This window comes from Salinimonas lutimaris (assembly GCF_005222225.1).
GTDB lineage: Bacteria > Pseudomonadota > Gammaproteobacteria > Enterobacterales > Alteromonadaceae > Alteromonas > Alteromonas lutimaris.
Map to the genome: position 1 here is coordinate 1506094 of NZ_CP036536.1, position 24197 is coordinate 1530290.

Sequence of the window (24197 nt, forward strand, 5' to 3'; positions counted from 1 at the left end):
CTACAGGCTGGCAGACGGGCGTTCTGCAACCAAAGTGACGGTATTGACTCACATCTTTGGTAAATAGCATCGTAAATCGTTCACATCGCACCCGAACAGGTATGGAATTTTCATCTAACACTGTTATTCCAGAGTCCATTCGATTACCATTTACGCCCATTTTTTGTGAACAAAATTGTAAGGTACATCCCATGGCTGGCGACGACAATTTTAAAGAATCCTACAATATGTGGTGGTTTCTTGGATCTGTTGCAGTACTGATTGCTTTCCCGCTTTTGCATGTCATTTGCGGCTGGTTCACATTCTGGCTATAACCAGCACAAAGATAAGGCGTTATTGTGACTGCTGAGTACATTAAATCAGTTGTAAAAACGGTGCCCGATTACCCTAAACCAGGCATCATGTTCCGCGATGTAACCAGCGTACTGGAAGATCATAAAGCATTCAGTGCGTGTATCGAGTTACTTCTGGAAAAGTATAAAGATATTAAATTCGACAAAGTGGCCGGCACAGAAGCCCGTGGCTTTCTGTTTGGTGCGCCTCTGGCCATCGAAATGGGTATCGGTTTTGTACCGGTACGTAAACCCAATAAACTTCCTCGCGAAGTGGTTAGCGAAACCTATGAGCTGGAATACGGCACTGACACGCTGGAGATCCACAAAGACGCGATCAATGAAGGCGATAATGTTCTGTTAATTGATGATTTGCTGGCTACCGGTGGCACTATTGCTGCTTCTGCCAAGCTGATTCGTCGTCTGGGTGGTCGTGTTGATCACGCCGGTTTTGTTATTGGCCTGCCTGAACTGGGTGGCGATAAAAAACTGCATGAAATGGACGTACAGACATATTCAATCTGTGAATATTAATCTGAGTTTAATGGAGAAGTGTGGTCGATGAGTTATCAGGTATTAGCTCGTAAATGGCGTCCTGGCCGGTTTTCTGAGCTGGTCGGGCAGGAACATGTTGTTTCAGCGATTGCTAATGCATTAGACAACAACCGTCTGCACCATGCTTATCTGTTTACCGGTACCCGCGGGGTGGGTAAAACCACCATCGCCCGAATATTTTCCAAAAGCCTGAATTGCGAGGAAGGCCAGGGTTCTAACCCGTGTGGGCAGTGCGCCACCTGTGTTGAGATAGAGCAGGGCAACTATGTTGATCTGCTGGAAATCGATGCGGCGTCACGTACCAAGGTGGAAGATACCCGGGAGCTACTGGACAACGTACAGTACAAGCCGACCCGGGGCCGGTTTAAAGTCTACCTGATAGACGAAGTGCACATGCTGTCAAAACACAGCTTCAATGCACTGTTAAAAACCCTGGAAGAGCCTCCTCCGCACGTCAAGTTTTTGCTGGCCACCACGGACCCGCAAAAGCTGCCGGTGACGATTTTATCCCGCTGTTTGCAGTTTAATCTGAAGGCGCTGTCACGGGAGCAAATCTCCACTCAGTTGCATCATGTACTGAGCCAGGAAAGTATTCCTTTTGAAGAGCCTGCACTGGCGCTGCTGGCCCGTTCAGCCAACGGCAGTATGCGTGATGCGCTGAGCCTGACCGACCAGGCGATTGCCCAGGGAGATAATCAGGTCCTCAAACAGATTGTCACCGACATGCTTGGCCTGATGGATAAAAACCTGCTGCTAAAACTGCTTTATGCGGTGGTTCAAAAAGACCCGGCTGAAGTGCTTCAGCTGGTTGAGCAAATGGCGCAGCAGGCTCCCGATTACGGGCAGGTTCTGGCCGAACTCAGCAGTTTGCTGCACCAGATAGCGCTGACCCAGTGGGTACCGGAAACCTGCAAGCTGGAAACCACTTCTGCCCGGGCTATCTTCGCACTGGCCAAGCAGTGCGCGGCTGAACAGGTTCAGCTGTATTATCAGATTGCGCTACAGGGGCGTAAGGATCTGCCTTACGCGGTGGACGGTAAAAGCGCACTGGAGATGACGCTGCTGCGTATGATGTCGTTTGCTCCTGCAGCGCCGGTCGGCGATGCGGAAAAAATTATCAGCGAACTGGAGCCTGAAAACATTACGCCAGGCGGGTTAGCCGGCCCATCTTCGCCCACGCAGTCACACTCTGCCCAGCCAACTGCTCCGCAGCAGCAACAACCTGATGGCAATAGTCAGTCCGGCGCGCAGGCCCAACAAACTGCCAGCGCAGACGATGCACCAAGCAATGAGTCTGATAAGGACGATGAGGATGATGATCCTGCCCTTGCTGCGCAGCAGGCAGCGATTGAAACCGAAGCCAGTCAGTATATTCAGTCTTTAGACGCTGAACAGCCAGACCAATCCCCGGCTACTGAAACCGCTAGTGTAACGCCGGTTGTCTCGCCTGAACAGGCAACAGAGCCTGGCCAGTCTCAGCCTGCAGAGGCTCAGATTGCACAATCTTCTGAGACTCAACATCCGCAGAGTAATAATCCTCAGCCCTCAGCAGCGATGACCGATGAGTCTATGCCGCCGGCATTCTTTGACGAAATGCCACCGATGGATGAAGACTATGGTTATATGGGTGATAACGCCATGCCTGAAGATATTCAGGCGATGCAGGACTCACGGCCTGTTAATGAACAAGAGCAGGGGGCGCAGAGTCAGGCGGCGAGCAGTCACACCGGGCCAGACAACGAGCAGCAGCTGACCTCAACCGAGGACATGATTGCCTTGCGCCAGCGACTTAAGCGTGCGCGAGGGCTGGAGGCTGAAGCGGCAAAAAAGCCTGAGCCGGAACCCAGCTTTGTGCCCCCGCGGCGCGAAGCGAGTAAATCTGATTCTGGCATCGAGCCGGTTAACAGTGCTCCGGCACATGCAGCGCCTGCGCCAGAAGCTGACAATACGGCCAGTGCAGCGCCGGTACCGCAGGCATTACCCGATGCAGCGCTATCTGAACCAGTGATGGAGGATATTCCACCCTGGGATATGCCCGCGCCTGCCCTATCAACAGCGCCAATGACAGCGAATGAGCCCACTGAGCCTGAAACCTATAGTCAGAGTACAGAGCCTCAGGATGCAGAGCCGGTTGCACAGCCTGCCAGTGAGCCATCATCGGCACCTCAGCAAGTGCCGGAAGTCAGTACGGTTCAGTCTGTTGAAGGCGCGCTGCCGGCGTATCTGGACAATGGTGATAAGCTACTGGATGCGAATCAGATTGATGACTGGAGCCAGCTGATTTCACAGATGCCGGTTGCCGGTCTGGTTAAACAAATTGTACTGCATTCTGCTTTTTCGCAAAAAGACAGTACGGTAATGCTTGAATTAGATGACAGTCAGGCGCATTTAATCAATGATAACGCAATTGCGCAGGTTAAGGCGGCCATGGAAACTGCCATGCAGCAACCGGTAGAGCTGAATATCAATATCGGTAAGCCGGAGCAGACACCGTTTGCCCTGCAGCAAAAAATTAACACTATGCGTCAGCAGTATGCACAGACTGTGGTGACCAATGATGCGCTTTTCACTCAGCTGAGCGAAGCATTTAACGCACGGGTCATCGATGAGTCGGTGAGAGCACGCTGATGTCGGTAACACAACGAGTAAAGGTAGAAGAACATGTTTAAAGGCGGAATGGGCAACATCATGAAGCAGGCGCAGCAAATGCAGGATCGCATGCAAAAAGCTCAGGAAGAACTTGCGCAGATGGAAGTAACCGGTGAATCAGGTGCAGGTATGGTAAAAGTGACCATGACATGCAACCACAATGTTCGCCGTGTAGAAGTCGATCCGTCTTTAATGGAGGATGACAAAGACATGCTGGAAGATCTGACTGCTGCTGCATTTAACGACGCAGTACGCCGCGTACAGGAAACCAGCAAAGAAAAAATGGGCGACATCACTGGCGGTATGCCACTCCCTCCAGGCTTCAAAATGCCGTTTTAATTATTCAAAGCAGACATATTCTGCTTCTGATTCCGAAAAAGCCTCGCAAGTGCGGGGCTTTTTTGTGTTTGAGCAAGAAGTAAGTACCAATACCCGATAAGACAAGCCGGTCAATACGGTTCGGGTTGTCTTACTTAAGACCGCCTGACTTTGCCTGTGTTGCACTCGGGTACTGAATTCTCCTGTTGCTTCGGCTTTACTTGTCAAAAGCATCAGATAAAACGTCTCACAGTTATTTTTTTGATCACTTATCCTCGACCCCGCAAAGCCTGTCGTGATTAAATATCCCTTGTATTTTTATTGTCACTAACAGTGAATCCGTCACCTTATGAAGTTCAGCCCGTTATTATCAGAGTTAATTCAGTCTTTAACCTGCCTACCCGGTGTGGGGAATAAAAGCGCCCAGCGTATGGCGTTCAGCCTGCTTGAGCGTAACCGCGAAGGGGCGCTTAAGCTTAGTACGGTGCTGCATAATGCCATGGAGCATATCCAGCATTGTCAGCGCTGTCGCACCTTTACTGAAGAAACCGTGTGTGAAATTTGTCAGCACCCGGGGCGCAACAGCAGCGGGCTGTTATGTATTGTGGAAAGTCCGCAGGATGTACTGGCCATTGAGCAGACCTCGTCCTACCAGGGCACCTATTTTGTGCTGATGGGACATTTATCTCCTATTGATGGCATTGGCCCGTCAGACATCGGCCTTGATGAACTGGAGCTGCGCCTCAAAGAAGAACCCATAGAAGAGGTGATTCTGGCCACTAACCCAACGGTAGAAGGGGAGGCCACAGCGCATTATATTGCTCAGCTGTGCAGCCAGTATGATATTTCTGCCAGCCGTATCGCTCATGGCGTACCGGTAGGCGGGGAGCTGGAATATATTGACGGCAACACCCTTACTCATGCGTTTTCAGGACGTCGCAAACTTTAAAACTCCTTTGCGAATTTTGGCTGGCAGGTATCCGGGTCAGCCACAAATCGTGCAATTAATACCCGCTTTGTGCGTTCAGATGCAAAATTTTGCGTTCTTCTTATTGAAAAGCTGCGTACCAGTCCCTACTTCCCTGTGTATCTTACGTTCCATCTAACTAGGAGACTCTGGTTATGGCTGAAACAGCCCAACAAGAAACGCATGGTTTTCAGACAGAAGTAAAACAGCTTCTGAGTCTGATGATTCACTCTCTTTATTCGAATAAGGAAATCTTTCTGCGCGAGTTGGTATCCAACGCAGCAGATGCGGCGGATAAACTTCGTTTCCGTGCGCTGGAAAATGACAGCCTGTACGAAGGTGACAGCGAGCTGAATGTTCGCATTAGCGTCGACAAAGAAGCTAAAACAGTCACTGTTGCCGACAACGGTATTGGTATGAACCGCGACGAGGTGATTGCCAACCTGGGTACGATTGCAAAGTCAGGCACCAAAGATTTCTTCAGCAAGTTGTCGGGCGATTCAGCCAAAGATTCTCAGCTTATCGGTCAGTTTGGTGTGGGCTTTTATTCTGCCTTTATCGTGGCAGATAAGGTTACCGTACGTACCCGTGCAGCCGGTGCGGCCAAAGATGACGCGGTAGAGTGGATTTCTGACGGTGAAGGCGAATTTACCATCGCGCAAATTACCAAGCCAACTCGTGGTACTGAGATTGTTCTGCATCTGCGTGAAGATGAAAACGAGTATCTGGATGACTGGCGTCTGCGCTCGATTGTGAGCAAATATTCTGACCACATCAGCATTCCTGTTGAGATGTACAAAGAAGAAGTGCCAGAACGTGATGGCCCTGATGGTGAGAAGATTCCGGCCGAGCCAGGTCACTGGGAAGTGGTAAACCGTGCCACGGCCCTGTGGACGCGCGATAAGTCAGAAATCAGTGAAGAAGAATATACTGAATTCTACAAGCACATTTCTCATGACTTTGCCGATCCGCTGAGCTGGGCGCATAACAAAGTTGAAGGTAAAACAGAATACACCAGTCTGTTATACATTCCGGCCAAAGCGCCGTTTGATATGTGGAACCGTGACCAGAGTCATGGCCTGAAACTGTATGTACAGCGCGTGTTCATTATGGATGACGCTGAGCAGTTCATGCCAACGTACCTGCGCTTTGTAAAAGGTCTGGTCGACTCCAATGATCTGCCTTTGAATGTGTCTCGCGAAATTCTGCAGGATAACAAAATTACCCAGGCGCTGCGCCAGGGCTGTACCAAGCGTGTGCTGGGTATGCTTGAAAAAATGGCGAAGAACGACGATGAAAAGTATCAGTCGTTCTGGAATGAGTTTGGTAACGTGCTCAAAGAAGGCCCGGCTGAAGACTTCAGCAACCGCGAAAAAATCGCCGGTCTGCTGCGCTTCTCCTCGACTCATGCTGAATCGGATGCCCAGACTACTTCACTGGCTGGCTACATGGAGCGCATGAAAGAAGGTCAGGAAAAGATTTATTATGTGACAGCAGACAGCTATCAGGCGGCCAAAAACAGCCCGCACCTTGAGATCTTCCGCAAGAAAGGGATTGAAGTGCTGCTGATGGGCGAGCGCATTGACGAGTGGCTGATGTCGCACCTGACAGAGTTTGACGGTAAGCAGTTCCAGTCAATTTCTAAAGGTGATCTGGATTTAGGCGATCTGGACGACGAAGAAAGCAAAAAAGCCCAGGAAGAAGCAGAGAAAGAAGTAGAAGGTTTGCCAGAGCGTATTAAAACTGCGCTGGGTGAAAAGGTGGTGGATGTTAAGTTCACGCACCGCCTGACTGATTCTCCGGCGGTGATTGTGGCCGACGAAAACGGCATGACAACGCAGATGATGAAACTGATGCAGGCGGCCGGTCAGCCGGTACCTGACGTGAAGTATCATTTTGAGCTGAATCCGGAACATAGCCTGGTGAAAATGCTGGCTGATGTACAGGATGAGTCGCTGTTTAATCAGTGGAGCAATGTGCTGTTTGATCAGGCCGCGTTATCAGAGCAGGGCAGCCTGAAAGATCCCTCTGCATTTGTGAAGAATCTGAACGAATTGCTGATGACAATGGCAAAGTAAATTTGTTGTAAAATGTATAAAAAGCGGGCTTTCATGCCCGCTTTTTTTATAACTGGCTGAAAGTAGCAGTTTTATTGCCTTTTCAGGACCCGGAATTCCCGTTCTGCTGGTTTTGTCACAGAACGCGCAAGCCCCGCCACTGGTGAGCTGAGCCGAGTGTTCAGGAATGCTTACATTATTTTATGTCTCTCATGCGATTTTAGTCTTATCCTTGCAGGTTATATGGTCTGTGGTCTTGTCACTGGTAGCCTGAATGTGTAAAGTGCCGAAAGTTTAAAAATAAAAGCGGAGATCGCGACGATGCGAATTATTCTTCTTGGCGCACCGGGTGCCGGTAAGGGAACACAAGCACAGTTTTTGATGGGTAAATTTGGTATCCCTCAGATTTCTACAGGTGACATGCTGCGCTCAGCGATTAAAGAAGGCACAGATATGGGCCTGGCAGCAAAACGAGTAATGGATGAAGGTAAACTGGTGTCTGATGACATTATCATCGGGCTGGTTCAGGAGCGTATCGCACAGGACGACTGCAAAGACGGTTTTCTGTTAGATGGATTCCCGCGCACTATTCCGCAGGCTGATGCCATGAAAGATGCCGGCATCAAAATTGATCATGTGATTGAATTTGATGTACCGGATGAAGTGATTGTTGAGCGTATGAGCGGACGTCGCGTTCACCCGGCATCAGGCCGTGTATATCATGTGGTGTTTAATCCGCCGCAAAATGAAGGTAAAGATGATCAGACGGGCGATGAGCTAATCATTCGCGAAGACGATAAAGAAGAAACAGTTCGTCATCGTCTGGGTGTATACCACGAACAGACCAAACCGCTGGTGGGCTACTATGCCGCAGAAGCCGAAGCAGGCAACTGTGAATACCATAAAATGGATGGCACCAAGCCGGTTGATGAAGTAAGCCAGCAACTGAACAGCCTGTTGGGCTGAGTTTACGCTGACTGCCACGTGTTGCAGTAATCAAGCGACGGTAGGGGCCTGAAGTGCCCTGGCCAGTTGCGCAAAGGCCTGATTTCGATATGCTGTCGGACTCAGGCCTTTTTGTGTTTAAAGCGGTTAAACTTTTGCGCGTTTAGCCGGTCGATGACATAGTAACAATGAGGTACAGCACGGAGCACCGGCGATGTGCCGCTAAACCATGCTGAAGAACCAGCGAATAATAAACACCGGGAGAAGGATGATAATGGGCTTACCCATCACCGCATTTTATGCCAGCCTGCTTGGGCTGTGTTATTTATATTTATCTATCGCGGTTATCAGCGTACGCCGGCGTGAGCAAATCAGCCTGGGTAATGGTAACAGTGCTGAGCTCGAGCGGCTTAACCGGGCACATGGAAACTTTGCTGAATATGTGCCCATTACGCTGATTATGCTGGCGTGCCTGGAAAGCCTCAGTGGTGTGAGCTGGGTATTGCACGTAGGTGCCTGTGCGCTGCTGTTTGGTCGCATCGCTCATGCCTATGGTTTACGTCATCACAATGGCGCCAGCTGGCAGCGCGTTGCCGGTATGTTACTAACCTTTTTTGCCATGTTGTTCCTGGCCACCACGAATCTTTATATGATTCACCACACGGTGCTGTAGTGGCCAGGATTAATGAACTGGTTACGCCAGCCTGTCTTATTGACAGTTCCCGGTTACAGGCCAATGCGCGCCGCATGAGCGAGCATTGTGAGCGGCAGGGGGTAGCACTGCGCCCCCATGTAAAAACCCTTAAAAGCCTGGAGGCGGCGCAGATTTATGCCCCTGTGCCTATGCCGGTAACCGTGTCCACACTGGCAGAGGCCCGGGCCTTTGCTCAGGCAGGATACAGCGATATTCTGTATGCGGTAGGGCTGACCCCCAATAAGCTTGCGGCTGTACGTGCGTTGCTTGAATCGGGTGTGGCACTGACGGTAGTAACTGACAGCCTGCCTGCTGCCCGCCAGTTAACCGAACTAGTCAATCAGCAAAATGCACAGCAGCACAATACCACGACTCAGCCATTGTCTGTGGCGATTGAAATTGATACTGACGGCCACCGGGCGGGCATCACCCCTGAATCGCCGGATCTGCTGTCTGTTGCCCAGTTACTCTCACAATGCCCGTCGCTCAGGTTTGCCGGAGTAATGGCGCATGCCGGGGCTTCTTATGGTTGTTTTGACGAAGAAAGCCGCAATCACATGGCGCAGCAGGAGTGTGACCAGACATTGATTGCCGTGGCCCGGCTGGAAGCGGCCGGCTTTGATTGTGAGATGGTGTCGGTGGGCTCAACGCCTACTGTGTTAAGCGATGTATCCCGCGAAGGAATCACTGAATTGCGCGCCGGCGTGTATGCCACCTTTGATTTAGTCATGGCCGGGTTGGGCGTATGTTCGGTATCTGATATTGCAATGTCGGTGGTCACCTGCGTGATTGGCCAGCAGCCGGATAAAGGCTGGGTGCTGGTGGATGCAGGCTGGATGGCCTTGTCCCGCGACCAGGGCACGTCAGGCCATGCTAATGACTGCGGATATGGACTGGTGTGTGATATTCAGGGCAATGTATTAAGCGGTTGGTATGTCAGCCAGACCAACCAGGAGCATGGCATTATCCAGCATGTGGATGGGCAAGAGCCTGATGCCGCGTTCGCCTACGGCACCATGCTGCGCATATTGCCGGTTCACGCCTGTGCCACCGCGGGTCAGTTCGGCCATTACCAGGTGACTGAGGACAATCAGAGCATCAGCGCAATCTGGTCTCGGGTGAACGGCTGGGAGTAAGCCTGTGTCAGCAACAACATTGTTGTGCATGATACAAAAAAGCCCTGTCAGAACAGGGCTTTTATCGTTTACCGCATTGTTTAGTTCATAGCAGGCTTACTTAAAAGCGGAAAGTCGCCTTGGTGTACAGGAAACGGCCACGCGGGTTATGAATGCTGCTTACATAACCGTACAGGTCGCCATCGCCATCACCAATAGCAAATGGAGGCTCTTCGTCAAACAGGTTGTTTACGCCCACCACCAGACGCACGTTGTCTGAGTAGTTCCAGCCACCCTGAAGGTCCACCAGTACCTGTGAATCCACGGTGCGAGAGGTGTTATCTTCAAAATCCAGAATGCCGTCAAAGTCGATATCCGGGGTATCTTCAAATTCACCGATGTAGCTGATGTTCAGATTGGCATCAAATGCACCCAGACGCCAGGTCGTGCCAAACAGCCAGCGATGTTCCGGGTAGCCGTATTCACCGGTATAATCCAGATTGTCTTTCTCAAACTTATTCAGATAAGACCAGTCAAGGTTAAACTTCAGTTCACCGTATTCCTGCATGGCCAGCATGTAGTTGGCACTGAAGTCGACACCGGACGCTTCCTGAGAAGTTACGTTCTGGTAAGTATTGAAAATCTTTTGCAGTACGCCCAGTGAAGCGCCGTCCTGTGGTGGCAGACGAACACAGATCTCACTATTCTGGTCATTACACTCTGCGTCATAGACCAGGCCAAACTGCTGCTCGTCAATCTTGTTATCCTGCGTGATGCTCCACACATCCACACTTAAACCCAGTTCCTGTACCGGCGCCCAGATAACACCCACGTTCCAGGATTCTGATTCTTCGGCTTCCAGATTCGGGTTACCGGAGAACTGGATGTTGTAATCCAGTGATTCACAGTCAAGACCGGTTGCTTCACAGCGGTAGGAGTCTACAAAGAACTGACTCTTTTCAGACGGACCCAGACCCACCTGAGCCAGTGACGGGGCGCGGAAACCCTGTGCCCATGAGCCACGAACGGTGACTTCGTCATTCGGAGCCCAGCGCAGCGCAATCTTAGGATTGGTGGTGCTGCCAAAGTCACTGTAGTGATCGTAACGGCCAGCCAGTTGCAGCTCTAGTTCTTCCAGCAGCGGAATAGAAAGTTCCAGATAGGCAGCGTACTGATCGCGCTCGGCGTTAGCCGATACCGACTCAGTGCCAAAAATCAGGCCTTGCTGGAACTGAATGTCAGGAATGTCTGACACCTGTTCTTCGCGATACTCAACCCCGGCGGCCATCATCACTACATCGTCGCCAAAATCAAATGCTTCACCACTGATATGCGCATCCGCGCTGGTCATGCGAGACTCACCACGACGCACCAGGCTGGTGGTGATTTCATCAATTACTGACTGCGGATTGGTCACCCCACCAAACGGGTTGTAGTTGCCCAGGTTAATTTGTTCCTGCAGCCAGTCTACCCGTACCCAGCCTTGTGACTGATTACCGGTCTGCTCTGACTTGCTGCGGCCTTTTTGCACAGAGGCTTCCCAGTCGTAGTCACCGATCATGCCTTTCAGACCGGCCACAAAACGCAGCGTATCAGTAGAAATATCCCAGCGACGGGCGCCGGCATCAACCGGACGATAACGACCAATTTCCACATCCTGGCCAAACGGGTTGTTCGGGTGTGACCCCGGTGCGGTTAAACCGGCATCTTCATCCAGCGGCGTTGCGGCACCACCGGCCTCAGACGTATTATGCTGTACCGCCACTTCCATAAATGCTGTCAGGTCGCTGCTTAGTTTGTAGTCAAACTGACCAATAAAACCAACCCGCTCTGCCTCAGGAATGGTCAGGCCAAAAGGGCCGTAATCAAACAGACAGCTGCCCGATGCGGTGGCGCTGTCAGCCGGACAATCCGGATCAATGGTTTTCACGCCATCAACATAGAAATAACCCGGGTAGCCCCGAGACGAACGAAAATCCATGCCGCCGTAGGGTTCCTGATTAGCAGTGCCAAACCGGCCCATTTCATCTGCCGCCAGACGGCTGTTTTTAAAGTAATCGATGATTACCGTGGTACTGGCTTTGTCAGACTGATTGCCCCACACCATATTCATGGTGGTTTCATCATAGCTGGCATCACCGTCAGTACCGCCGTAACCAACGTTAATTTCCAGACCATCAAAGTCTTTTTTCAAAATAACGTTTACTACACCGGCCACAGCGTCAGAACCATAAATAGCTGATGCGCCGTCTTTTAGAATATCGATTCGCTCGATGGCGGAAACCGGAATAGAGTTAATATCGACAAATGAGTTGGTAATGCTTTCGGCAAAAGCACTGATTGCCACCCGGCGGCCGTTGATCAGTACTAGAGTCGCATCCGGGCCCATGCCACGTAACGACACAGCAGCGGCGCCGTTGGCAGTGGAATCCTGGCTGTTACCGCGGGTTGAGAATGTACCGGCGCCGGTGGACGGCATCCGTTCCAGTAATTGCTGCAGGTTTTCATAACCCATGCCTTCAATCATGGTGGCATCAATTGACTGAATCGGAGAGGGGCCTTCGATATCAGTGCGTTTGATACGCGAGCCTGTAACAGCAATACGCTCCATACCTGAAGCAGTTTGTTCCGTGGAAGTGTCTTGTTGTGCGTGTGTTAAACCTGAGGACAGGCCCATTAGCGCCAGGCTGACAGCCAGTGCGCAGGGCTTTACGCCATGTTTCATGATATTTCCTTATTCACTAATTATTTTTTTAAGTAACGCTAAAGCTACATAAGGATGAATATCACAATTTAGACTTTAGTTGCAATTATGATCTTTGGGTAAAATGTGACAATAAGTTACCGCAGATTTACAGTTGTTGCAGAATGTGACAGCACAGACAAGCCGGCCCTGTTGTACAGGGCCGGTAGATGTAATGTTGTGGGTTTAGAATGTGTAGGTTAGCTTGGCGTAAGCGTAACGCCCCTGAAAGCCGTACGGAGAGAAGTTGGGATAGGGCAGAATATAATCAAACTGGCCCACATCCGGTGCATCAGTAATTACCGCTGATTCCGGATATTTGTCGAACAGGTTATTCACCCCGACTTTCGCTTGTAGGTCATCGGTAATCAGATAACCGATCTCGACATCAAAGATTGTGGCTGATTTTACCGTGATATCGGTCGCTGAAATCGTGCCTGGCTGCGTCACTTCACCATAGTAGTTGGCCCGCAACATCAGTGATACCGCTTCACCCTGCCAGTTGGCGGTCAGATTCGCCTTAGTATCCGGCGCGTTATTTTCCAGACGGGCGCGTTCACGGCGGGCAAACAACTGGTCTGGCTCGAACAGATCGGTCGGACCGGCAGAGGCCACCACATCACTGACCTCAGTGTCGTTAAAGTTGGCGCCGGCAGACAGATTCAGCGTACCTGCAAACACGTCGTCCAGGCTGTAGTTGGCAACAATATCAATACCCTCAGTGCGGCTGTTAACCCCATTCATAAAGAAGCGTACCGCGCCCACACCCTCAATACCATTTTCGGCAAACACGCGCTCTACAATGGCGGCTTCGTCATCACTGTCACCCAGGGTTTCAGAGAGTACCACCCGGTCATCAATATCAATGCGATACGCGTCGGCTGTGATGGTAAGCCGGTCAATGGGGCTCCAGGTAAAGCCTACACTGATATTGGTCGACTCTTCAGCCTGTAGCTGACTGCCACCCAGCGCCACTGCTGCCGGTGCGGTTGAGGCAATGGTACCCACTTCCAGCATCTGCCCCAGTACAAAATTGGTGTTAATGGCGGTGTAGTATTGTTGTTGCAAAGACGGCGCACGGAAACCTGTACTGACCGAGCTGCGAACAGAAAATGACGGGCTGAACGTATAACGTGTAGCCAGTTTACCGTTGCTGGTGGTGCCAAAGTCAGAATAATCTTCAAACCGGCCGGCCAGCGTCACATTCCAGCGCTCTGTGATATCGGCATCCAGGTCGACATAAAACGCATAGGAGTGGCGGTCAACATCCACCTGGGAGGTATCAGAGAAATACAGTGCGCCCTGGGCAAACAACCCGTTACCCGGATACACCGGCGCGCCACTGTCATCGAACACCGGCTGGCCGTTGTCGTCCAGTGCCTGGCGGTTAGTATAGGCTTCTTCATCGCCGGATTTAATTTCAAAATCGTCGCGACGATATTCAGCACCAATGGCAAAAGACAGCGGCGAGAACAGTCCCGGCACATCTAAAAACCGGGATGCATCAAAATTAAACGTGGTTTGGGTAGATGCCAGCTGGCCACCGTAAAACCGGGTGGGGGTATCCAGGCCGTACGTTGGGTTGGCGGTATTAAATGTGGTGTAGTCGACCTCGTTGGTGCCCGTTGTTACACTGGCATTATAGTCCCAGTGCTCGGTACTGCCTTTTACCCCGGCCAGAAAAGACCAGTCGGTAATTTCAGCCATTATTTGCGGGGTAAAACCGTTAGGGTAAATATCCTGAATCAACAGACCCTCGTCTCCGGCTTCGCGGAAAAACGCACCAGAAATGCTTTCTTTATCCTGGAATGTGACGGTGGAATATAACTCGGCTGAGTCATTCAGGTAGTATCCGGCATTGGCCAGTACTGTATAGGACTCACTGTCTGGTGCGCCAAAATTAAACCGGTTACGGTCAACCGTGGCTTCACGCGGGTCAAAGTTACCATCGATCAGCGGATAGGTATCACCGTCGTCATAACCTGCCCGATTCGTGCTGTTGGCATTAACAAAATCACCGGTGATGTTCAGATAACCATCATCGCCAAGACTAGTACCAATATTAGCGGTCAGATTGATATTTTCACCGTCGTCGCGGCTGATATTGTCACCGTAAATACCGGCTACCCGGTTAGAGCCGTTTGACAGAATATTGCCGCTGGCGTCTGTCTGCACGCCGGTCATTTCAGGTACGCCGTCCAGTTCGGTAAAATAGCTACCCGCGGTAACCGACACCATGCCGCCTTCGCTGTCTTTTTTGGTGATGATATTGATCACCCCGGCAATAGCATCAGAGCCGTACTGGGCTGCCGCGCCATCCCGCAGAATTTCAACCCGCTCAATCGCTGCCGAGGGAATGGAGTTCAGATCCACCGACACTGAGCCACGACCGGAAGTGCCGTTCAGATTAAGCAGGGCACTGCTGTGAAAACGACGGCCATTAACCAGCACCAGGGTCTGGTCTGGCGCCAGCCCGCGCAGTGAAGCAGGCTTGATATGCTCAGTGCCATCAACCAGCGACGGCTGATAAAAGTTAAAACTGGGCACCACATTCTGTAACTGACGGCTAATATCATTAAAGCCGCCGGCGGTTAGTGTGTCAGAGTCAATCAGATCCACAGGTACATTACTTTGTACCACAGAGCGGCCCGGGCGACGGGTACCCAGGATAAGGATTTGCTCAGCTTCCTGCTCAGCGGATGCGTTCTGGTCATTCTGGTTTTCTTGCTGGGCCAGCGAGGTGGCCGGTGCCAGGGCCAGCGATACCAGCAAGGTGCTGGCGACGCGGGATAAGCTGAATTGCTTCATGTGTTGTTTCCTCAGTAATAACAATGACACTGTATGGCCGGTCGAACTGTTATGGCTGTCAGACATCAGTTTCTTATACGGAACTTACTCCGTTTGAAGGACATAGATGGTATGCAAAACCGGGAACAGGGAAAAGGAAAACAGGAAGAATCAGCCTGAAAAGTGCGACGAATGGCTAACAATTCGCCATGCCTGGCATGCCGGTTGCGGAACTTAATAAAAAAAGCCCGGTCAGGTTGACCGGGCAAAAGGAACACACAAGGAAACGGTGTTTATCAGGGAGCGCAAACCTGTCAGGCTGCGTTTATCTCAATCTTTCTGGGTTGCTTTTCTTCGGGCAGCTCTCGTTCAAGTTTCACCTGAAGAATGCCATCGGCCACGGAAGCCGATTTGACTTTTACATACTCGCCCAGCGTAAACTGGCGGGTAAACGATGGCGTGCTAAAGCCCCGATGCAAAAACTGCCGCTGGGTTGTGTTGTCGTCCTGCGTTTTGGTCTGACCGGCAGTGACGCTAAGTACCTGCTCTTTAAGCTCAATCTTTACATCGTCTTTGGTTAAGCCAGGCACGGCCAGCGTGATGTGATAAAGATCATCACTGGTCTGTTCAATATTGTACTGAACCGGGCTATTTGCGCGCGTAGCGCTTGTATTAGCAGCTCGCTGAGTCTCGGGCTTGCCCGCACGACGGGGGGCAGAGCGCAGCTCGGGGCCAAAAAAGGTACGGTATACAGGGGAAAAATCAATAGTACGCATGTGTCATATCCTCGCTATTAAGCAATATGCCTGTGAACCCCGCTTAACATTGCGGCAGTATCACGTGATTAAAAAAGGGACTGTTTTAAAGGGGCCGGCATCACCAGCCCCGATGATCAGATTATTTGTCTGGCAGCAGATTGCCTGAAATTTCAATTTGACGAGGTTTTTCCGCTTCCGGCACAACCCGTTCAAGATCGATATGCAGCAGGCCGTCAGCCAGGTCAGCGCCAGTGACCTTTACATGGTCGCCCAGCTGAAACTTGCGCTCAAAGTTGCGCTCGGAAATACCTTTATGCAAAAACTTGCGTTCGTCGCCAGTATCGCTTTGTGGCTTATTACCTTCCACCGTCAGGGTATTTTCCCGGGTTTCAATACTGATATCGTCTTTACTGAAACCGGCCACAGCCATGGATACCCGGTATTTGTCCTCGCCCAGCAATTCAATATTGTACGGCGGATAACTGCTGCTGTTGTCAGCACGGGTGGCAGCATCGGCTAACGAAGCCAGACGATCTGAGCCAATAAAAGAACGGTATAGTGGAGAAAAATCAATCGTACGCATAATCATATCCTCGCAATCAAGCAATATGGTTTAGTGAGAGTATCCCGCATGGCGGCGATACAGTCGGGGCCTGAATAAGCCGGCCCCTTGGCTTAAAGAGTGCGGGCTTACTGCTCGCTTTGGTGGTCGTAGGTACGGCTACCAATTTCGATCTTACGCGGCTTTTTCGCTTCGGGAATAATCCGCTCAAGAGTAATGTGAAGCAGGCCATCGTTCATTGCTGCACCGGTGACTTTTACATGGTCACCCAGCTGGAATTTGCGTTCAAAATTGCGCTCTGAAATGCCTTTATGCAAAAACTTACGTTCTGTTTCAGACGTTTCTGCAGTGGGCTTTTTACCGGTGACGGTCAGGGCGTTGTCCTGTGCTTCAATGGTGATATCGTCACGGCCAAAACCGGCCACGGCAATAGAAATCTGATACTGATCGTCGCCTAACAATTCAATATTGTACGGCGGATAGGTGCTTTGACTGTCTGCACGGTTGGCAGCGTCAATCAGTGAAGCAAGACGGTCTGAACCAATGAATGAACGGTATAGTGGAGATAGATCGATAGTACGCATAGTCATATCCTCAAAATTAAGCAATATGTAAAATTTAAGTTTGCCCCGAAAATCGGCGGCGGTATTGTCGGCCTGACCTTTCAGCGCCGACAATATCTATGTAGGTCCGTTAAACAGGTTTTCAAGAGAAAATTTTCAAATTTTTTCATCTTGCTGTTTTGCCTGAACCAGCGGCAGCCAGAATCGTTGGCTACGGGGTAAATAATGGTGATGCTTGTCTAGAGAAACAACCACCCGAACCGCTTTTCCTTTAATTTCTGTTACAGGAATAAATCCATGCACTCTGGAATCGGCACTGTGACTGCGATTATCCCCAAGCACCAGCACATACCCATCTGGTATCGTCACCGGACTAAAATCGGCCAGCCGATCATGCGTGGTGCTGATAGCGATGGTGTAGGTATTACCCTGCAAATTTGTTTCAAGCAACTGACTGTGCTGTTGCATGTAGGTAAAAGGCTCACCGTTTACGGTAAGCCGGTGCTGATGCATGGCCACGGTATCACCCGGCAGGCCAATGACCCGTTTAATCAGCCGCTCACCGGCAGCTGCGCTTTCAAAAACCACAATGTCGCCGCGGTCAGGCAGTCCGGTTTGCATCAGCAGGGTATTGGTGAAGGGGGCTTCCAGGCGGTAGGCGGTTTTATCAACTAAAACACGATCGCCGATTTCAACGGTTGGCAGCATTGAGCCTGACGGAATATGATACCAGTCGGCCAGACTGCTTCTGACACTAAACATAAGCAGCATAGCGAACAGAAAACCGAGGTTATTTTTTAGTACAGTAACAACAGATTTTACCGGCACAGTGATTCCTGAAAAAAGTAGTGGGTTACTCTGGTAGTCAGCAGCCCGGCAGATTTATTACACAAAAAATGAAAATAAAAAAGGAGCGGTATTAGCGCTCCTTGATGTTGATACTGATAGTGTATGGCTTACACCTATTTATGTCGCTCGCGCAGCACAGCAATGGCGTCGGACATTGACATATCGCTGGCCTGCAATAACACCGTCAGATGATACAGCAGGTCCGCTGCTTCATTTTTCAGCTCTTCCTTATCGTGTACGGTGGCTGCCAGGGCTGTTTCCACACCTTCCTCACCTACTTTCTGGGCAATGCGCTTGATACCTTTGGCATACAGGCGAGCAGTGTAGCTGGACTCAGGGTCAGCAGACTTGCGCGCTGCCAGAACCCGTTCCAGATCAGCCAGGAAGGTAAAATCGCTGGCATTGCTGGTAAACCAGCAGCTCTCTGCGCCAGTGTGACACGTCGGGCCGTTCGGGTTGGCCAGAATCAGCAGTGAATCGTGGTCGCAATCACAGCCAGCTTCAACCAAGTCCAGCGTGTTACCTGAGGTTTCGCCTTTTTGCCATAGACGCTGTTTGGAGCGGCTGAAAAAGGTGACTTTACCGGATTCCAGTGTGGTACTTAATGCTTCAGTGTTCATATAACCCTGCATCAGTACTTTACCGGTCACAGCATCCTGAACAATCGCTGGCAGTAAACCGTCCATTTTGTCCCAGGCCAGTTCGGTCATGTTTGATAAATCAATAATCATGGCTTTATTCGCCTTTTTGCTTGTGTTCTTTGCGCATCACAATGCCATTGTCTGACAAATACGATTTAAGCGCCTGAATATTAATGATGTCTTTATGAAACACCGATGCGGCCAGTGCGCCGTCAACATCGGCCTGCTCAAAAACGTCTTTAAAGTGTACCATTTCACCGGCACCGCCAGAGGCAATCAGCGGCACTTTACAGGCATCGCGAATAGCACTGAGCTGTTTAACATCGTACCCCTGACGTACGCCGTCCTGGTTCATGCAGTTAAGCACGATCTCGCCGGCGCCGCGGCTTTGTACTTCTTTTATCCACTCTGCGGTCTGCCAGCGACTTTTCTGTGTGCGGGCTTCATCGCCAGTGAATTTAAACACCTCGTAACCGTCGTTTTCTTCGTTATAAAAACTGTCTATGCCAATCACAACACATTGCTGGCCGTATACATCGTGCAATTCATTGATGAGATCCGGGTTGGTCAGAGCCGGAGAGTTAATGGAAATTTTGTCCGCGCCCATTTCAAGTATCCGGCCAGCGTCTTCTACCGACCGGATCCCGCCTGCCACGCAAAACGGGATATCAATAACCTGGGCAATACGACTTACCCAGCTTTTATCCACTACGCGCTGATCAGAGCTGGCCGTAATATCATAAAACACCAGTTCGTCGGCCCCGGCCTGCGCATAGCGCTCAGCCAGCGGTACAATGTCACCGATAATTTCATGGTTTCTGAATTGCACGCCTTTGACCACTTTGCCATCGCGTACATCCAGACAGGGGATTATCCTTTTTGCCAGCATGCGATTGCCTCCTTCACGGTAAATTTACCTTCCAGCAGGGCCCGTCCCAGAATGACTCCGCCCACATTAGCCGGGCGCAGTGCTTCAATATCACCCAAGCCGCCAATGCCGCCTGAAGCCTGCCAGGCAATAGCAGGAAACGCCTGCTGCATTTCGTTATACAGCTCAACGTTGGCACCCTGCAGCGTACCGTCACGGCTGATATCAGTACACAGCACATGCTTTACGCCAACCTCGGCAAAATCATTTAAAATGGCTTCCAGCGACACACCAGAGCTTTGCTGCCAGCCGTGAGTGGCCACAAACTTGTTGCCGTTTTCGTCAATATTGACATCCAGCGCCAGCACAATGGCATCCGGGCCGTATTTGGTGACCCACTGTTTCACAAGTTGCGGCTCTTTTACCGCCAGTGACCCAATCACCACACGGCTGACGCCGGCTTCCAGCAGCTGAGCGACATCCTGCTCACTACGAATGCCGCCACCGGCCTGAAACTGCATGCGCTGGGTATCCACCATACGGCGAATCAGTTCAAGCTGTCGTTTCGAGGTGTCTTTAGCGCCTGTCAAATCAACAATATGCAGCCAGGTGGCGCCATCGTCAGCATAGGTATGCACCACGTCGACCGGGTCCAGTTTGTATTCAGTTTTTTTGTCGTAGTCGCCCTGATACAGACGCACCACAGCACCGTCAATTAAATCTATTGCAGGAATAATCATTTACAGATTCACAAAATTAGTCAGAAGCTGGGCTCCGGCGTCACCGGAACGTTCAGGGTGAAATTGCACACCAAAATAATTGTTGTGGGCAATGGCAGCAGAAAAACGCTGTCCGTACTCACAGCTGGCCAGGGTATTTTCGTACTCGGGCACAGCAAAGCTGTGTACAAAGTAAAAGTAGGTGCCATCATCAATACCGGCAAACAGCGGGTTTTCCCGCGCTGAGGTTACCGTATTCCAGCCCATATGCGGCAGACGCTGGCCCTGTGATTCCAGCCGGCCGACATGGCCGGGCATCAGGCCCAGACAGTCAATTTTACCGGTGCGACTTTCATCAGATGACTCCACCATCAGTTGCATGCCCAGACACACACCTAACACAGGTTGAGTCAGACTTTGCAGGGTAGGGGCCAGCTGCTTGGCGGTAATGCTCTGCATGGCGGCGCTGGCACTGCCTACGCCGGGGAAAAAGACCTTGTCGGCGGCTTTGATGACACCGACATCGTCTGACACTTCCACACTGACACCAAGCCGCTCCAGAGCAAAGCGAACCGAGGAAATATTCGCACAGCCAGTATTTACAATGACGATACGCTGACTCATTACAGCGCTCCTTTACTGCTGGGCAGGGCGTCGCCCGAGCGGGCAATGGCCTGACGCAGAGCCCGGCCAAACACTTTGTACAGGCTTTCTACCTGGTGGTGGGCGTTCCCCTCGCTGGTGGACAGGTGCAGCGACAGTCCCATTGCCTGAGCCAGTGAATAGAAAAAGTGCTCTACCATCTGGGTCGACATTTCGCCCACCAGTTCCTGAGTGAAACTGGCGTCAAACTTCAGGTACGGACGGTTGGAAATGTCCATGATGCACTCTGCGCGGCACTCGTCCATCGGCAGGGCAAACCCGAAGCGGCCAATGCCCCGCTTGTTACCCAGCGCTTTTTTCAGTGCCTCACCCAGCGCCAGTGCCGTGTCTTCCACACTGTGGTGATCATCAATGTGCAGATCACCGGTGACCGACACCTGCATTTCAAAACCGCCGTGAGTGGCAATCTGGTCCAGCATGTGGTCAAAAAAGCCGATGCCGGTAGCAATGCTGGATTTGGCCGCTGAGTCCAGATCTACCCGGACTTTAATGTCGGTTTCAGAAGTCGTACGCACTACTTCGGCAATGCGTGAAGACGCCAGCAAGGCTTTTTCGATCGCCGGCCAGTCCAGTGTTTCACGGTTGTACTGTAAACCCCGAATACCCATGTTCTGCGCCAGTTGCATATCGGTGTCCCGATCACCAATCACATAGCTGCGGGTAAAGTCCACTTTACCCTGTTGCAGGTAATCGCTGACCAGCCCCAGCTTGGGCTTACGGCAGCTGCAGTTATCTTCATCAAAGTGCGGACAAATCAGCACATCATCAAATTTAACGCCCTGACTGGTAAAAATATGCATCATCAGATCGTGGGGGGCATCAAAGTCAGCTTGAGGGAAACTGTCAGTCCCCAGGCCATCCTGATTACTAACCATAACCAGTTTAAAACCGGCGGCCTGCAGTTTCAGCAAGACCGGAATAACAGCCGGTTCAAATACCAGTTTGTCCAGACGGTCCAGCTGTTTGTCGATAGCGGGCTCTTCGACCAGGGTGCCATCACGGTCTATAAATAAAATGGCTTGTTGGCTCATGCCGACGCTCCTGATTGATTAAAAAATTCAGTAATAAGCTTACGTAAACGCAGGTTCTGTTCTTCGTTACCCACGGTGGCGCGCAAGCAGTGTTGCAGGTTCATTTGTTTGGACTGATCGCGAATCAGCATGCCCTGACTGACCAGGTATTCCATCAGCTGTGCACTCTGGGCGGTTTTAAACAGCACAAAGTTTGCCCGGGTATCTCCAACCAGCTCAATATCGCCCAGTTCTGACAGTGCCTCGGCCAGTGCCTGCTTTTCCCGGTTAATAAAGTCTACCTGTAGTGCGACCTGAGTCTGGCCTTCGGCGCTTAGCGCCTGTTCGGCAATCTGGGCAACCGGCTCAGCGATAGGGTAGGGTGCGATGACTTTCATCAGCGCGTCTATCACATTGCGGTTGGCCAGCGTAAATCCACAGCGTAAGCCTGCCAGAGCAAAAGCTTTTGACAGCGTACGCAAAATTACCAGATTCGGATACTGCGCCAGTTTGTCGGCCCAGCTGTTTTGCTTATCAAATTCAATATAGGCTTCATCCACCACAACCAGTGCAGAGTCAGCAAAGTGCTCAAGCACCCGGGTCAGATCCGCCGCATCAACAGTGGTGCCGGTTGGATTATTCGGCGCACAGATAAACACCAGGTTGACATTGTCGGTGGCACAGATGGCATCCATATCAAGGGAAAAATCTGCATTCAGCGGGGCCTTTTTAATACCGATATCGCAGGTTTCTGCACTGATCGCATACATACCATAAGTGGGCGGGCAGATCAGAATATTGTCCTGACCTGGTGTACAAAAAGTGCGTATCAACAGTTCTATACCTTCGTCGGCACCGCGAGTCACGATAAGCTCGCTGGTATCCACGCCTGCATACTGAGCATAAGCCGTCACTACCGCTTCGGGCTGACAGGACGGATAGCGATTAAAACGATCGCTGTCGACCTGATAGCGGTTGGCGTAAGGCGACTCATTGGCATTCAGCCAGTCCTGCCCGCCGGAAAATAACCGGCGAGCCGACTCATACGGTTTCAGGGCTATCAGGTTCTGATTGATAAGAGAAGTGAGTAAATCAGCCATTTTGATCATCCTTCAACGCCTGCATACGCAGGGCAACTGCTTTTTCGTGTGCATCCAGGCCCTCAGCGGCAGCCAGTGTCATAATAGCAGGCCCCAGGCTCTGTAAACCCTGCGGGCTTAGCTCCTGAACCGTATAACGACGCATAAAGTCCAGCAAACCCAGCGAAGAATAGTTTTTGGCATAGCCGTAAGTGGGCAACACGTGATTGGTACCTGATGCATAATCACCGGCAGACTCTGGTGACCAGGCACCTAAAAATACCGAGCCGGCGTTCTTCAGAACAGGCAGCAGGTCGCGGGCATCTTCGGTTTGAACAATAAGATGCTCAGGCGCATAAGCATTGCTCACGGCCACGGCTTCATCCAGTGACGTGGTGAGAATGTAACGGGCATTGTCCATGGCGGCAACGGCAATAGCGTTGCGTGATAGCTGCGTCAGCTGCGTCTCTACTTCTGCTTTTACCGCTGTAATCAGGCTTTCGCTGTTACTGACCAAAATGGCCTGCGAATCCGCGCCATGCTCTGCCTGAGATAATAAGTCAGAGGCCACAAACGCGGCGCTGGCTGCTTCATCGGCCAGTACCAGTACCTCAGAGGGGCCGGCGGGCATATCGATGGCTGCACCATCAGCGCGCTGACTCACCTGCTGCTTGGCTTCGGTGACAAAACTGTTGCCCGGACCGAATATTTTATCAACCTGGGCTATAATGTCAGTACCCAGTGCCATAGCGGCAATAGCCTGAGCGCCACCGCACAGGTAAATTTCGTCAATGCCGCAACGCTTGGCTACAAAAGCAATCTCTGGTGCAATCAGGCCATCTTTACCGGGTGGTGTGCACAGAACTTTTCGCGGTACATCCGCCACCACAGCCGGTACGCCCAACATTAAAGCGGTGGAAGGAAGTGGCGCACTGCCGCCTGGGATATACAGGCCTACTGCCTCAAGGGCAACAAAGCGCTGCTCGCAAACCACACCCGGGGAGGTGGTCAGCCGAATATCCTGGGGTGTCTGTGCTTCATGAAAGGCTTTGATGTTGGCAAACGCGGTATCAATGGCCTTTTCTACGTCCTGGCTCACCCGGGCGGCCAGCGCATCGCGCTGCTCTACAGTCAAACGTAGCGCAGGCAGGGTGGGGCAGTCAAAGCGCCGGGTATAATCCAGCACAGCCTCATCGCCACGCTGCTCCACATCAGCCAGAATGTCACTGACTGTTTGTTTCAGGGCAACGCTGTTTTTCATTACCGGACGTGCAAGCGCATCGAGGCGCTCAGCATCAGATAAGGTATTCCAGTTCAACATGA

Annotated in this window: 21 protein-coding genes; 8 read left to right on the forward strand and 13 right to left on the reverse strand. The window is 51.3% G+C overall.

Annotated elements, in window-relative coordinates; all coding sequences use genetic code 11:
* Positions 1 to 338 precede the first annotated feature (338 nt).
* The 8 genes from apt to EZV72_RS06420 all read left to right on the forward strand — a co-directional run bounded on the left by apt (position 339) and on the right by EZV72_RS06420 (position 9653).
* The gene (gene apt, locus EZV72_RS06385) at positions 339 to 866 is read left to right on the forward strand and encodes an adenine phosphoribosyltransferase (RefSeq protein WP_137166455.1); all 528 of its coding nucleotides are present in this window, start codon (positions 339 to 341) and stop codon (positions 864 to 866) included.
* 27 nt (positions 867 to 893) lie between these two features.
* On the forward strand, positions 894 to 3515 hold the full coding sequence (dnaX, locus tag EZV72_RS06390) for a DNA polymerase III subunit gamma/tau (RefSeq protein WP_137166456.1): 2622 nt from the start codon (positions 894 to 896) through the stop codon (positions 3513 to 3515).
* A gap of 33 nt (positions 3516 to 3548) precedes the next feature.
* Positions 3549 to 3875, forward strand: a complete 327-nt coding sequence (locus EZV72_RS06395) for a YbaB/EbfC family nucleoid-associated protein (protein ID WP_137166457.1) — start codon at positions 3549 to 3551, stop codon at positions 3873 to 3875.
* Positions 3876 to 4203: 328 nt separating this feature from the next.
* Positions 4204 to 4803 carry a recombination mediator RecR gene (recR, locus tag EZV72_RS06400; RefSeq protein WP_137166458.1) on the forward strand — a complete coding sequence of 200 codons (600 nt, stop codon included), beginning with the start codon at positions 4204 to 4206 and terminating at the stop codon, positions 4801 to 4803.
* 173 nt (positions 4804 to 4976) lie between these two features.
* Positions 4977 to 6899, forward strand: a complete 1923-nt coding sequence (gene htpG / locus EZV72_RS06405; RefSeq protein ID WP_137166459.1) for a molecular chaperone HtpG — start codon at positions 4977 to 4979, stop codon at positions 6897 to 6899.
* Positions 6900 to 7199: 300 nt separating this feature from the next.
* The gene (gene adk, locus EZV72_RS06410) at positions 7200 to 7844 is read left to right on the forward strand and encodes an adenylate kinase (protein WP_137166460.1); all 645 of its coding nucleotides are present in this window, start codon (positions 7200 to 7202) and stop codon (positions 7842 to 7844) included.
* A 253-nt stretch (positions 7845 to 8097) separates the two neighbouring features.
* Complete coding sequence (locus tag EZV72_RS06415) at positions 8098 to 8496, forward strand: MAPEG family protein (protein ID WP_137166461.1); 399 nt, start codon at positions 8098 to 8100, stop codon at positions 8494 to 8496.
* Positions 8496 to 9653, forward strand: coding sequence for an alanine racemase (locus tag EZV72_RS06420; RefSeq protein WP_217495179.1), 1158 nt, complete (start codon positions 8496 to 8498; stop codon positions 9651 to 9653). Before EZV72_RS06415 ends, EZV72_RS06420 begins: the two co-directional genes overlap by 1 nt.
* A 100-nt stretch (positions 9654 to 9753) precedes the next feature.
* Here EZV72_RS06420 and EZV72_RS06425 read toward each other — a convergent pair whose 3' ends face one another.
* The 13 genes from EZV72_RS06425 to hisD form a co-directional block, all read right to left on the reverse strand.
* Positions 9754 to 12357, reverse strand: a complete 2604-nt coding sequence (locus tag EZV72_RS06425; RefSeq protein WP_137166462.1) for a TonB-dependent receptor — start codon at positions 12355 to 12357, stop codon at positions 9754 to 9756.
* A 204-nt stretch (positions 12358 to 12561) separates the two neighbouring features.
* Positions 12562 to 15183, reverse strand: a complete 2622-nt coding sequence (locus tag EZV72_RS06430) for a TonB-dependent receptor plug domain-containing protein (RefSeq protein WP_175405060.1) — start codon at positions 15181 to 15183, stop codon at positions 12562 to 12564.
* Between the two features lie 293 nt (positions 15184 to 15476).
* A complete protein-coding gene (locus EZV72_RS06435; RefSeq protein WP_137166464.1) occupies positions 15477 to 15938 on the reverse strand; it encodes an Hsp20/alpha crystallin family protein in 462 nt (153 codons plus the stop codon).
* A 121-nt stretch (positions 15939 to 16059) separates the two neighbouring features.
* Positions 16060 to 16503 (reverse strand): Hsp20 family protein, encoded by a 444-nt coding sequence (locus tag EZV72_RS06440; RefSeq protein WP_137166465.1) that lies wholly within the window; start codon positions 16501 to 16503, stop codon positions 16060 to 16062.
* Positions 16504 to 16610: 107 nt separating this feature from the next.
* On the reverse strand, positions 16611 to 17066 hold the full coding sequence (locus tag EZV72_RS06445) for an Hsp20 family protein (protein ID WP_137166466.1): 456 nt from the start codon (positions 17064 to 17066) through the stop codon (positions 16611 to 16613).
* 135 nt (positions 17067 to 17201) lie between these two features.
* Positions 17202 to 17873, reverse strand: coding sequence for a signal peptidase I (lepB, locus tag EZV72_RS06450; protein WP_232364522.1), 672 nt, complete (start codon positions 17871 to 17873; stop codon positions 17202 to 17204).
* A 134-nt stretch (positions 17874 to 18007) separates the two neighbouring features.
* Positions 18008 to 18625 carry a bifunctional phosphoribosyl-AMP cyclohydrolase/phosphoribosyl-ATP diphosphatase HisIE gene (gene hisIE, locus EZV72_RS06455; protein ID WP_137166467.1) on the reverse strand — a complete coding sequence of 206 codons (618 nt, stop codon included), beginning with the start codon at positions 18623 to 18625 and terminating at the stop codon, positions 18008 to 18010.
* 4 nt (positions 18626 to 18629) lie between these two features.
* Positions 18630 to 19424, reverse strand: coding sequence for an imidazole glycerol phosphate synthase subunit HisF (hisF, locus tag EZV72_RS06460; protein ID WP_137166468.1), 795 nt, complete (start codon positions 19422 to 19424; stop codon positions 18630 to 18632).
* Positions 19406 to 20143 (reverse strand): 1-(5-phosphoribosyl)-5-[(5-phosphoribosylamino)methylideneamino]imidazole-4-carboxamide isomerase, encoded by a 738-nt coding sequence (gene hisA / locus EZV72_RS06465; protein ID WP_137166469.1) that lies wholly within the window; start codon positions 20141 to 20143, stop codon positions 19406 to 19408. The genes hisF and hisA overlap by 19 nt, the downstream gene beginning before the upstream one ends.
* A complete protein-coding gene (hisH, locus tag EZV72_RS06470) occupies positions 20144 to 20746 on the reverse strand; it encodes an imidazole glycerol phosphate synthase subunit HisH (RefSeq protein WP_137166470.1) in 603 nt (200 codons plus the stop codon). It abuts the gene before it with no gap.
* Positions 20746 to 21816: a bifunctional histidinol-phosphatase/imidazoleglycerol-phosphate dehydratase HisB gene (gene hisB / locus EZV72_RS06475; RefSeq protein ID WP_137166471.1), complete on the reverse strand. Its 1071-nt coding sequence runs from the start codon at positions 21814 to 21816 to the stop codon at positions 20746 to 20748. The genes hisH and hisB overlap by 1 nt, the downstream gene beginning before the upstream one ends.
* Positions 21813 to 22895, reverse strand: coding sequence for a histidinol-phosphate transaminase (gene hisC, locus EZV72_RS06480; RefSeq protein WP_137166472.1), 1083 nt, complete (start codon positions 22893 to 22895; stop codon positions 21813 to 21815). Before hisC ends, hisB begins: the two co-directional genes overlap by 4 nt.
* A complete protein-coding gene (gene hisD / locus EZV72_RS06485; RefSeq protein ID WP_137166473.1) occupies positions 22888 to 24195 on the reverse strand; it encodes a histidinol dehydrogenase in 1308 nt (435 codons plus the stop codon). Before hisD ends, hisC begins: the two co-directional genes overlap by 8 nt.
* Positions 24196 to 24197 lie beyond the last annotated feature (2 nt).